This is a genomic window from Arthrobacter sp. JCM 19049, from assembly GCF_001310435.1.
In genome coordinates this window covers 1-11543 of the sequence record NZ_BAXF01000041.1, presented here as the reverse complement: position 1 = coordinate 11543, position 11543 = coordinate 1, and the positions used below count along the sequence as shown (strand labels likewise).

Genomic DNA, 11543 nt, shown 5'->3' with positions numbered 1-11543 from the left:
CACCTGGCTGGATGCCACCGCGGCCACGCGCCTGGTGCAGCGGCTGCGCGCCTCCTCGGCGGTGCCCACCGACATCACCGAGGTGCTCACCACACGGGAACAGGAAGTACTGCGCCTGGTCGCGGCCGGGCTGTCCAACCAGGAAATCCGCGAAACCCTGGTGCTCAGCGAGGCCACCGTGAAAACCATGTGGCCCGGATCCTGTTCAAGACCGGGGCCCGGGACCGGGCCGCGGTGGTGGCGCTGGCCTACCGTTCGGGGTTCGTGCACCCCGACGACCCGGTGCCTGCCTAGCAGTGGCCCGTTGACCTGGCCTGTCCCCTGCCCGGTGGCCTCTGCAACCCGGGAGGGGAAAGATACCGTCCTGGTATGACGAAAAATGCTTGTGAATCAGTCAAGCTGAAAGGGAAATGATCAAACACCGGGATCGGTATGGGGCGTTCCCGGCACCATTTCGGCGGCCAGGTCAGATCCTTCGCCTGGTTGCCCAATGAGGATCGGGTTCACTTGGCAGGTCTTCACCGCTCAGACGGGCGCCTTCACGGGTGCATCGCAGCAGTACGCCACGAACCGGATCGGGCTTCTTTGGGGGAGGAAGCCTTGGCCCATTGTCATCCCGCCGCTTCATGCGGGAGGACAATGGGTCCACCTCTTTAAGCGGCTGCTGCCCCCATGCTGGCTTTGCCCGCGGCCGCATGGTCTGGTGACCCGGCGCCCTATTTTCCGAGGATGAGATCCGAGCCGAGCTTGATGATCAGCGCGGCCACCACGATCACGAAGATCACCCGGATGAACTTGCTGCCCTTGGAGATGGCCATCCGCGCGCCCAGGTAGCCGCCGAGCATGTTCATCACGCCCATGGCCAGGCCCAGGCCCACCAGTACGTGCCCGCCGGGCAGGAACAGCAGCAGCGCCCCCAGATTGGTGGCCAGGTTCACGATCTTGGCCTTCGCCGAGGCTCCAGGAAACTGTAGCCGAGCACGGTGACCATCGCGATGATCAAAAACGAACCGGTGCCCGGACCGATCATCCCGTCATAGGCCCCGATCACCACCCCGATCAGCACCGCCCGCAGGTAGTGGGCGCTTCCGGTGTACTTCAGCTGGGACAGCTCCCCGGCCCGCGGCTTGGCGATGGTGAAGATCAGCACCGCCACCAGCGCGGCGATGATGATCGGTTCGATCAGTTCGGTGGGCAGGATCACCGCGATCCCGGCCCCGCCGAACGCGCCGATCAGCGCGCACAGGGCCATGGGGATGGCGGTCTTCAGATCCGGCTGGTGCGCCGGTAGTAGGTGATGGCGCTGGTGGTGGTCCCGAAGATGGAGCCGAGCTTGTTGGTGGCCAGCGCCTGGACGGGGGTGATGCCCGGAAACAGCAGCAGCGCGGGCAGCTGGATCAGTCCCCCGCCGCCGACCACCGCGTCGACCCACCCGGCGGCGAACCCTGCCAGGAGCAGCAGGGCCAGCGGCCAGGCGGCGACCGGTTCGGAGTTGACCGACAGGAAATCAAGGAGCTCTTGCACGCGCTGCTTCCTTACCGAAGTTGCTATCGAATCAACCCCGGCGGGTGCTTTCCCGCGGGGTGGCAACGCTACTTGCTCAGTTCGGCGACGACCTCATCAAGCTTCACGTCGCGCCGTTCGCCGGTGGCCCGGTCCTTGACCTCCACCAGCCCGTCGGCCAGGCCGCGACCGACCACCACGATGGTCGGCACGCCGATCAGCTCGGCGTCGGAGAACTTCACGCCGGCCGAGAGCTTGGGACGGTCATCGAAGATGACATCCAGCCCGGCCGCCTCAAATTCCTCGGCCAGCTTCGCGCCGGCCTGCATTAGTTCGGCTCCCTTGCCGGTGACCACCAAGTGGATGTCGGCCGGGGCGATCTGCCGGGGCCAGGTCAGCCCGTTCTCGTCGTGGTAGGACTCGGCCAGGGCGGCGACCGCGCGGGTGACGCCCACACCGTAGGAGCCCATGGTGACCACCTGCAGCTTGCCATTGGAGTCCAGCACCTTCAAGTCCAGGGACTCGGCGTACTTGCGGCCCAGCTGGAAGATGTGGCCCATTTCGATGCCGCGTTCGGTGCTCAGCGGCCCGGAGCCGTCCGGAGCCGGGTCACCGTCCAGCACGTTGACGGCCTCGATGGTGCCGTCCCAGGTGAAGTCGCGCTCGGCAACCAGGTTGAACACGTGCTTGCCGTGTTCGTTGGCCCCGGTGATCCAGGCGCTGCCGGGAACCACGCGCGGGTCAACCAGGTAGGTGATCTTCCCACTGGTTTCGGCGCCCAGCAGCTGCTGGTCGCGGCCCAGGCCGGGGCCCAGGTAGCCGGTGACGATTTCCGGGTGCTTCTTCAGGTCCTCGGCGCTGGCCTGTTCGACCTGCACCTCTCCGTTAATGCCCAGCGCCGCGCCGATGGTGGCTTCCACGCGCTTCTCATCGACCTGCCGGTCCCCGGGCACGCCCAGGACGACCAGGTGGCGTTCGCCCTCGGGGTCCACGATCGCCAGCACCACGTTTTTCAGGGTGTCCTTGGCTTCCCATTCGCGTTCGGCACGCGGACGCAGCTGGTTTGCTGCGGCAACCAGGGTTTCGATGGTCGGGGTGTCCGGGGTGTCCAGCACCTCGAAGGGTTCGGCGTTCGCGTAGTCGATGGACTCGGGCACCACGGTGGTCACGGCCTCCACGTTGGCGGCGTAGCCACCCGGGGAGCGCACGAAGGTGTCCTCGCCGATCTCGGTGGGGTGTAGGAATTCCTCGGACTTCGACCCGCCCATTGCTCCGGCCTGGGCATATACCGGAACGACTTCCAGGCCCAGGCGCTCGAAGATCTTCAGGTAGGCGGCGCGGTGTGCGGCGTACGCCTCGTCCAGGCCCTCGTCGTCGATGTTGAAGGAATAGGAGTCCTTCATGATGAACTCGCGCCCACGCAGCAGGCCGGCCCGCGGGCGGGCCTCATCACGGTACTTGTGCTGGATCTGGTAGAGGTACACCGGCAGGTCCTTGTACGAGGAGTACAGGTCCTTGACCAGCAGGGTGAACATTTCCTCGTGGGTCGGGGCCAGCAGATAGTCCGCGTCCTTGCGGTCCTTGAGCCGGAAGAGCGCCTCCCCGTATTCGGTCCAGCGCCCGGTCTGCTCGTAGGGTTCGCGCGGCAGCAGCGCCGGGAAGTGCACTTCCTGGCCACCGATGGCGTTCATTTCCTCGCGGATGATGTTTTCGACCTTGCCCAGCACCTTCAGGCCCAGCGGCAGCCAGGTGTAGATTCCCGGGGCGGCACGGCGGATGTAACCGGCACGCACCAGCAGCTTGTGGCTGGCAACCTCGGCGTCAACCGGATCTTCGCGCAGGGTGCGCAGGAACATGGTGGAAAGCTTCAAAACCACGCGTCGTATCCTTTTCCGTAAGTTGCACACCTCGACCGGAGTGACCGGTGGGCCATGAACTTAGCAATGCAAATCTTGTGGGTTTGGCCGATTTGACGGCCACCAACAATCTTAGCCGGTCACACCGGCCCCAAACACATTGCCTTGTTGGGCATGACGGGCCCGGTACCGCGCTTTCGGCCGCTGTTCCGAGCTGTCGAACGACGTAGCGCATTGCCGCCGGGGTTCTTTCCCTAGTGCTGCTGCCACCGGGCAACGGCGAAGGGGGAATGGTTCCAGGGTCCGTTGCGAAAGATGATCTGCAGCGGTGCCGATGCCTGGTGGGTGGGGGTTACGGTCCGCTGTTGCGGCGCCCAGCCAAGCAGTTGGCCCCGACGGGTGTACCGAATCCCGGCGCCAATGCAGACCGTCCCGGACGGGATGGTAACGCGCAGCGAACTGCCCCAGGCCGTCTCGTATTCTATGTGGTCAACCACCACGAACGGACGGGCGAAGAGACCGATGAACCACCCGTTGAGCCAGTGGGTCTTGACTTGGATGTGCGCCGGAGCCACCGCGGGTCCTAGCGCATGGACTCAAGCGCCGCGAAAGCCTTGTTGGCGTTTTTGGCCAGTGAGGAAAGCACCTGTTGAACGTCGACTTCCTCACCACCATGGGTGCTCATGACGACATCGGTGACCGAAACGTACTCGTTGCCGTGCAGCCCCTGGACGGATACCGCCACGGCGGTGGTGTTGCTGCCCTGCGGACCGGTGGTGGTGAGCTGGAAGGCGGATGCCTGGTCGGCAGCGAGGTTGGTCTGCAGCGTTTTGATCTGCCGTTCGATGTCCTGACCCTTGACGTGTTCGGTGACCTGTTCACACCCGTCGAAGCTGTCGGGTTGCAGCAGCTGCCGCACGGTGTCCAGCTTGGTGTCATCCAGGGAGATCACTTGATAGGTGCGGCTGGAGGAAGCGGTTTGGGAGGTGCCAACGACTTGGGTGGAGGTACCCAGGTCGCTAAGCGAGGAGCCGGCCAGGACCTGACGGCACTTAGCCGGCTCAATCTGCACCCCGTCGAACTGCTGCTTCATGGCCTGGGACTGGGCCCTAAGTTCCTCGGTGGTCAGAATGTGGGCGCCTTCGGCGTCCCCGAGCAACTGTTCAACGACCTTCATGGCCTGCTCATCGCTCAGAATCGAATTTTCCGATGAGACGGGCGCCGGGGACTGGGTTGTGCTGGCCGTGGGCGCGACACCGCTACCGTATTCCACGGTACCGCTGCAGCCTGCCAGCACGAAAGCTGTGGCCAGGGGCAGGATCATCATTGAGCGCTTCTGCACTGCGAACTCCTTGTGTGGTTGATTTTCCTGCCCGGGCCGGGCACGCCGCGAACAGCGTGAAGCCGGGTGGTCAGCCGGATTTCGTGTCGTTGAACGGCTCGAAATCCGGCTGCACTAGGTTACTTGACGTTCTTGGCCTCCGCCAATCCCTTGTTGACGTCCTTGATCAGGGAGTGATCAGGTTCTGGCTGTCCTTCACGTCGCCCGAGGCGCTGGCCGAGATGGCGGTGCGCCCGTCCAGGGCCTGGACGCTGATGCTGTTCATCGGCACGTCCACTCCGTCCATGGCGACATTGGTCTTGGTCACCACGGTCAGCTCTGCGTCCGAGGTGCCGTCGAGGATTTCTGCTGACGCCGTCAGCTTCTGACCCTGGGCCTCCATGGTGAAGCTATCGCAGCCGTTCAGGTCCTTGGATTCGGCGCCTTTGCGGGCGGCCTCCAGCTTGGCGTCATCTTCGTAGGAGGCCACGGAGTAGCTCTTGGCGTTGGTGCCGTCCACAACGGTGGCGACCGCCATGTTGATGCCTTCTACGTCCCAGGAACTCTGCTCGGCGATCACCTCGGCGCACTTGGCCGGCTCGATCTTCATTTCATCGATCATCTTCTTGGCCTGGGGCATGTTCGCGGCGATGGTGTCCCCGTCGAGCACCTGTGCCTTCTCCTCGCCCTCCACCATCGATTCGGCCACGGTCTTGACCTGCGCGCCGTCCAGGGTTGGGGCCTCGTTGGCCGGCTGGCTCTGGGCCTGGCCTGCGTCGGCGGGCGCGGAGTCGTTCGATCCGCTGTTGTCGGATCCTCCACAACCGGACAGGGCAAATGCGGCTGCCAGCGGCAGAATCATCAGCGAACGCTTCTTCATGGCTACTCCCTCAAGTTAGATGATCGTTCTCGAGCAGTCTATTAGAATAATGATTGGAAATAAAACTCGTGACGCGAACTTTTTCGGGATTTTTCTGCCGCTCGGATCGATTCATTCCATGTATTTGAATTGAAGCGGCGCGCCACCACGCCCTGCCCGCCGCGGGTCTGCGGTTCTCGGCTACTGCTGGTCGCGCACCAGCTCCAGCACCCGATCGGCATCTTCGCTCGCCTGTTCCAGCTGCTGCGCCTGGTTTTTCCTATCCAGTGGCTGGCTGATGGTGACCATCAGGTTGCCGTGGGCCGCGCGCACCACCATCTGCTGCATGGCCGCCGAGCCATCGCTGCTGGTGAGCAGGTGGGCGCGGGAATACTCGGCACCGGAGGACACCGGCTGCTTGGCCAGGTGATAGGCCACGTGCTTGTCCCCGCGCAGCACCGTGTATCGGGTGCATTTGCTGGACAATTCATCGTCCTTGGCCAGCTGGTCGTTTAGCGTCTGGGTGTCCCTGAAGGCAGCCGCGGCCACGGTGCCCTCATCGGTTTCCAGCAGTGCCATGGTGGCGCCGGCCAGCTGCTCAGCCAGGGGGATGTCCATGATCGGGCCGCATTCAGCGGGGTTGACCTTAATGTCCTTTAGCCAGCTCTGGGCGGCAGGAATGGTGCGGCGCAGCTCTTCGTCGTCGATGAGGTGAGCGTCCTTGGCCCCCTGGGAAAATTCGTTCAGTGCATCGTGCATCTGGCTCGCGGAACGTTCAATGGCCGCCGCCTGGGAACCGCCTTCGGCGGCATCGGTCGGTTCCGCGCTGCAGCCAGCCATTGTCGCGGATAATGCCACCATCAGGGGTAGCACCGTGAAGCGACGTCCCCTGCGCAGTATCATTGCCCAGCCTTTCGCCTCATGATTCACGGCTCTTGAAAATATCCTTGGGCGCGCCAATTCGCCTCAATAAAGGTTAGAACAGAATGGTCGCGAATGTGCCGATTTGGCGGAAACCCACGCGCTCGTAGCTGCGGATCGCCGCAGTGTTGTAGTCATTGACATATAGGCTCGCGACCGGCGCGAAGCTCAGCGCGTGGTTGACCACGGCAGACATGTACCCGGCGGCCAGCCCTTGCCCGCGGTAGCGGGGGTTGACCCACACGCCCTGGATCTGGGTGGCCTTGGCGGTCACGGTGCCAGGTCCGCCTTGAAGATCACCTCTCCGTACTGGTCCACATCGAAGAAGGTGTGGCCTTGGCGCAACATGTTGCGCACCCGGCTGCGGTAGTACCCTCCCCCGCTTTCCAGCGGCGAGTAGCCCAATTCCTCTTCGAACATTGCCGCACTGGCGGGCAGCACCAAATCGAAGTCCTGCAGGGTGGCGGTGCGCAGCGTGGTGGCGGCGGAACCGGGGAAAGGTCTTCGATGGTCATCAGCGGCTGGTTGGCGCGCACGTCAAAAATGCGCTGAGGTCCGGTGGACAGCACCGGCTCCATGGCCATTACCGCCTCGCGCGGGCCGAAGACCGAGCGAAACGCTGCCGGGTGGCCAAGGCCCGACGCGCATAGGCCTGGGCGTAGGTGTAGTGCATGGCGGTGGGCACGATATTGGCGCCCACCCAGCACGCATTGCTCAGTTCCCCGGGATTTTTGGGCGCGAAGATCTGGGCGAAGCTGTCAGGCGCAGCCGAACGGTGTTGGTCCAGCTGCGCCCGCAGGAAAATGTTGGTGACCGGATCTTCATCCAGCATCGCGAGCAGGGCCGGGGTATCGCTCCGGCCCAGCACGCGCGTTACCTGGTCGGCTTCGTCCTTAGCTGACGGTAACCACGGGAGAACCCGCGGCAGGATTTTCGCCATCGTTCACGCCCATCTCACTGGCAATTCGCTGCGCCTCTTCGATCAGGGTCTCCACGATCTCATCCTCGGGCACGGTCTTGATGACCTCGCCCTTGACGAAGATCTGGCCCTTGCCGTTGCCGGAGGCCACCCCGAGGTCGGCGTCGCGGGCCTCGCCCGGCCCGTTGACGACGCAGCCCATGACGGCCACGCGCAGCGGCGCCTCCATGCCTTCCAGCGGCGGTGACCTTGTCGGCCAGCGTGTAGACATCCACCTGGGCGCGTCCGCAGGACGGGCAGGAGACGATGTCCAGCTTGCGCGGGCGCAGGTTCAGCGATTCCAGGATCTGGTTGCCAACCTTGACCTCTTCCACCGGAGGGGCGGAGAGCGAGACGCGGATGGTGTCGCCGATCCCTGCGAGAGCAGGCGCCGAAGGCGGTCGCGGACTTGATCGTGCCCTGGAATGCCGGGCCGGCCTCGGTGACGCCCAGGTGCAGCGGCCAGTCCCCGGATTCCGCCAGCAGCTGGTAGGCGCGCACCATGATCACCGGGTCGCTGTGCTTGACCGAGATCTTGAAGTCGTGGAAACCGTGTTCCTCGAACAGGGAGGCTTCCCAGATCGCCGACTCAACCAGCGCCTCCGGGGTTGCCTTGCCGTACTTCTTCAGCAGCTTGGGGTGCAGGGATCCGCCGTTGACGCCAATGCGGATCGAGGTGCCGTGGTCCTTGGCGGCCTGGGCGATTTCCTTGACCTGGTCATCGAACTTGCGGATGTTGCCAGGGTTCACGCGCACCGCACCGCAGCCGGCCTCGATGGCGGCAAAAACGTACTTGGGCTGGAAGTGGATGTCCGCGATGACCGGGATCTGCGACTTCATCGCGATGATCTTCAGCGCCTCGGCGTCCTTGTCGGTGGGGCAGGCCACCCGGACAATGTCGCAGCCGGCAGCCGTGAGCTCCGCGATCTGCTGCAGGGTCGCATTGATGTCATGCGTCTTGGTGGTGGTCATCGTCTGGACGCTGATTGGCGAGTCCGACCCGATGCCCACGCTGCCGACTTTAAACTGACGGGTCTTGCGACGGGGGGCGATGACCGGCGGGGGTGCAGCCGGCATGCCGAGTTTGACCGAAGTCAATGGAGGCCTCCGAAGGATCTGTGGGTAGTTCTCAAGTCCAAGTATGTCACTGTCTGCGCCCGATGGGGTACGGATGCGAGCTAAACCACCCGGGCACCGGTACGCACATCGGCCCGGGGCCCGGGGGTAGCCGCCCGGGTATGAACGCGTCCCCCGCCTTCAATGTTTTGGCGGGGGACGCAGGGGGTGGGCCCGAAGGGGTAGGTCGGGCCCGCGGGCCGGGAAACGGCCTGGAGGGAAACTAGTTGGCTTCGGCGATGCGGCGGATGTCGCTGAGCATGCCCGAGACCTGCTCGGCCACCTCGGCGTCATCCTTCGGGTGGGTCTCGGCGAAGCGGACGACGGAGTTCGGGATGGCGATCTTGATGTCCTCGATCACCTTGGCGCCGGCGATTCCCAGGGCCTTGCGGGCCTCATCCTGGGCCCACACGCCACCGTACTGCCCGAAGGCGGTGCCGATGACTGCGGTCGGCAGGCCGGTGGCCGCCGAGGCGCCGAAGGGGCGTGAGAGCCAGTCAATGGCGTTCTTCAGCACGGCCGGCATGGTTCCGTTGTACTCCGGGGAGACCACCAGCAGGGCGTCGGCCTCGGCCACTGCGCACGCAGGCCGCGGCGGCGGCGGGAACCTGGCCCTCGACGTCCTTGTCCTCGTTGTAGAACGGCAGGTTCTCCAGGCCGGAATACACGCTGACTTCCACGCCTTCCGGGGCGTTTTCGACAGTGGCCTCGGCCAGCTGGCGGTTGGTGGATCCATTGCGCAGGGAACCGACAAGGGTCAGGACCTTGGTCGCCATAGGGCGTCTCCTTAGATAGTGAAGCTAGAACACCGCGTCATACTGATGACGCTTCAACTACCTAAACAGTACCCCTGCGTACTGCATTCCGTTTGAGGGCTGTGACGCTGGACACGGCCAGCGTTCTGGTTTCCGCCCCGCGCCGGCTTGCGGGTGGATTGCCAGGGGACAGAGCGTTCCGTGCTCCTGCCCCTGGGGATCGTTCTGCTCCCAACTTCGGAGAACCTTTGAACCCATTTCGCCGGCATAGCCGGAGTCCTACGGTAAGGGACAAGAACCGATCCGACACCAGGAGGAAAACATGGACAGCTTTCAACACTTCATCGATTCTGCTGGGCGTGCCGTGGATGCCGTCGGCGTTGCCGCCGTTATTATCGGGACTCTGCTGGCCGCGCTCTTCGCCGCCACCCGGTTGCTACGCCGCGAGGGCGAGGTCTACCGAAAGTTCCGCCAGTTTCTGGGGCGCTCCATCCTGCTGGGCCTTGAACTGCTGGTGGCGGCCGATATCATTCGCACCGTGGCGGTCACCCCGTCCATGGAAAGCGTTGCGGTGCTCGCCGCGATTGTGCTGATCCGAACCTTCCTCAGCTGGTCGCTGGAATTGGAGATTACCGGGCGTTGGCCCTGGCAGAAGCGGCCAGAAGGCGCAGAAGCCGAACCGGACGCCGCCTGAGGCGTGAAGCGCCGCATCCAGTCCGCGACGGGGATCAGTGGACGTCAGGAGCCTTGATCAGAAGGGTGGGTCGGAGAGTTCGCTTTCCCCTCCGTCACGGCGGACGATGCTGATCATCCCGTTGGGTTCCACATAGGCCCGTTCAACCTGCCCAACTTCTTCAATCCCGTGCAGACGCAGTTGTGATTCCACTTCCGCCCGGGTCATGAATTCTCGGAGCATGACCTTCCGGTTTAGCCTGCCGTTCTTGATCAGCAGCTTCGGCTTGGCCTTGAGCAGTCGAGCGACGAAGGGGAAACGATAAGCCAGCGCATCAACAATGACACTCCACACCAGCATCGTGACGATCAGGATCAGTCCGTCCCCAATCGACTCCCCCTCGCCGTTCAGTCCCGGGGCTGCCGCCTGGGCCACCAGCACCACCAAGAGCACGTCGGTGATGCCCAGGCCCCCGGATTCCCGCTGACCGACCACACGCATCAGGATGAGCAAGGCAAGGAAGATGATGGTTCCACGCACCACCACCTCCAGCAAGGGCAGGGTCGGGGCCAAAATTGAATTCCAGTCCATGGCCCATTCATGCCATGTCCGCTGAGGGCCTGCCCGCCTCCGAGGAGGGTACGGAACGTTGCCTGAAGGTCCCCGAGGAAAAGTGCGGCCCCATTGCGGTTTCCGGTTGCCGGCGCGAGGATTCTTAGGGTCTTGGATGCCGCTGTGCACGGAGCCGTCCTGGAGCAAAGTGGCTGCGGCCGGGACGTAACAGCAGCGGTGGGAAATGAAAAGGGGTGCGCCATCGGTTGCCAGTCGGCGCGACAGCTCTAGGCAGGCGGCACGCAGATCCGATGGTGGGCAGGCTCCGTGGGGGACACAATGGCCTGGTCTGACACCAAAGCGGAGGTTTTCTGATGTCCAGTGCTGAGGCAAATGACCGCCGGGGTGCGCCGGCACGCTCCGGGAAGGGCCGGGGTGGCATCAACCCCGCCCGGCGCACCATCCTTTCCGGGTTCCTCTTCGGTTGCGGCATCGCCGCCTCGATGATCGACCTGTTCATCTTTCACCTCGGGCTGCAATGGCACCACTTCTACGACCTGTCCACCACCGAGGTCGCGTTGACCGCCGACGGGTTCTTCCATGCCTTTGGCTGGTTCATCACCATCTGGGGATTGTTCCTGCTGGCCGATGTGCGGCGCCGGGGCGAAGTGAATTGGAAACGCTGGAGCGGTGCGCTGATCGCCGGGGTGGGCTTCTTCCAGCTCTTTGACGGGATTGTGGACCACAAGATCCTGCGAATCCACCAGATCCGCTACGACGTGGATCTGCTGCCCTACGACGCGATCTGGATTGGGTCGGCCGTGGTGCTGCTGCTGGTTGGGCTGCTGATCCTGTGGCGCGCTCGCCCGCACCGCACGGACACGTAGGCGGTTTCATGGGACATCGCCACCATGCCGCCCTGTTGGCAGCCCATGGCCACCAGCCCCTGGGCTGGCAGGTGTTTGAGGTTGTGGCCGTGTTGCTGCTGGCGGCAGCGGCGTCGGTTACGCGGCGGGACTGGTCACCTCC

11 protein-coding genes and 4 pseudogenes are annotated in these 11543 nt (G+C 64.1%); 3 read left to right on the top strand and 12 right to left on the bottom strand.

Annotated features, from left to right (window positions below):
• On the top strand, positions 1-373 hold a 373-nt coding region (locus tag JCM19049_RS22155; RefSeq protein WP_279402409.1), incomplete at its 5' end, for a LuxR C-terminal-related transcriptional regulator.
• Positions 374-716: 343 nt separating this feature from the next.
• Here the strand turns inward: JCM19049_RS22155 and JCM19049_RS03765 are convergent.
• The 11 genes and pseudogenes from JCM19049_RS03765 to JCM19049_RS03725 all read right to left on the bottom strand — a co-directional run bounded on the left by JCM19049_RS03765 (position 717) and on the right by JCM19049_RS03725 (position 9310).
• Positions 717-1503: pseudogene (locus JCM19049_RS03765) on the bottom strand (TSUP family transporter).
• An 89-nt stretch (positions 1504-1592) separates the two neighbouring features.
• Positions 1593-3380, bottom strand: coding sequence for a proline--tRNA ligase (locus JCM19049_RS03760; protein ID WP_054820847.1), 1788 nt, complete (start codon positions 3378-3380; stop codon positions 1593-1595).
• Between the two features lie 233 nt (positions 3381-3613).
• On the bottom strand, positions 3614-3934 hold the full coding sequence (locus JCM19049_RS03755) for a hypothetical protein (RefSeq protein ID WP_054820846.1): 321 nt from the start codon (positions 3932-3934) through the stop codon (positions 3614-3616).
• 8 nt (positions 3935-3942) lie between these two features.
• Positions 3943-4701 carry a hypothetical protein gene (locus JCM19049_RS03750; protein WP_054820845.1) on the bottom strand — a complete coding sequence of 253 codons (759 nt, stop codon included), beginning with the start codon at positions 4699-4701 and terminating at the stop codon, positions 3943-3945.
• Positions 4702-4867: 166 nt separating this feature from the next.
• A complete protein-coding gene (locus tag JCM19049_RS03745) occupies positions 4868-5560 on the bottom strand; it encodes a hypothetical protein (RefSeq protein WP_054820844.1) in 693 nt (230 codons plus the stop codon).
• A 180-nt stretch (positions 5561-5740) separates the two neighbouring features.
• Entirely contained in the window at positions 5741-6400 is a 660-nt protein-coding gene (locus JCM19049_RS03740; protein WP_279402408.1) for a hypothetical protein, read from the bottom strand.
• 115 nt (positions 6401-6515) lie between these two features.
• A complete protein-coding gene (locus JCM19049_RS18470; protein ID WP_279402407.1) occupies positions 6516-6734 on the bottom strand; it encodes a GNAT family N-acetyltransferase in 219 nt (72 codons plus the stop codon).
• A complete protein-coding gene (locus JCM19049_RS18465) occupies positions 6731-6901 on the bottom strand; it encodes a hypothetical protein (protein ID WP_279402410.1) in 171 nt (56 codons plus the stop codon). The genes JCM19049_RS18470 and JCM19049_RS18465 overlap by 4 nt, the downstream gene beginning before the upstream one ends.
• 92 nt (positions 6902-6993) lie before the next feature.
• Positions 6994-7292: pseudogene (locus tag JCM19049_RS18460) on the bottom strand (DUF4081 domain-containing protein); the annotation flags it as partial.
• Positions 7293-7353: 61 nt separating this feature from the next.
• Positions 7354-8516 (bottom strand): annotated as a pseudogene (gene ispG, locus JCM19049_RS03730) (flavodoxin-dependent (E)-4-hydroxy-3-methylbut-2-enyl-diphosphate synthase).
• A gap of 241 nt (positions 8517-8757) precedes the next feature.
• Positions 8758-9310 (bottom strand): annotated as a pseudogene (locus JCM19049_RS03725) (NAD(P)H-dependent oxidoreductase).
• 301 nt (positions 9311-9611) lie between these two features.
• Between JCM19049_RS03725 and JCM19049_RS03720 the strand changes: the two are divergent.
• A complete protein-coding gene (locus tag JCM19049_RS03720; RefSeq protein ID WP_054820842.1) occupies positions 9612-9983 on the top strand; it encodes a DUF1622 domain-containing protein in 372 nt (123 codons plus the stop codon).
• Between the two features lie 57 nt (positions 9984-10040).
• Here the strand turns inward: JCM19049_RS03720 and JCM19049_RS03715 are convergent, their stop codons facing one another.
• Complete coding sequence (locus JCM19049_RS03715; protein ID WP_054820841.1) at positions 10041-10553, bottom strand: DUF421 domain-containing protein; 513 nt, start codon at positions 10551-10553, stop codon at positions 10041-10043.
• 335 nt (positions 10554-10888) lie between these two features.
• On the opposite strand from JCM19049_RS03715, the gene JCM19049_RS03710 reads away from it, so the two are divergent.
• A complete protein-coding gene (locus JCM19049_RS03710) occupies positions 10889-11401 on the top strand; it encodes a DUF2243 domain-containing protein (RefSeq protein WP_054820840.1) in 513 nt (170 codons plus the stop codon).
• Positions 11402-11543 lie beyond the last annotated feature (142 nt).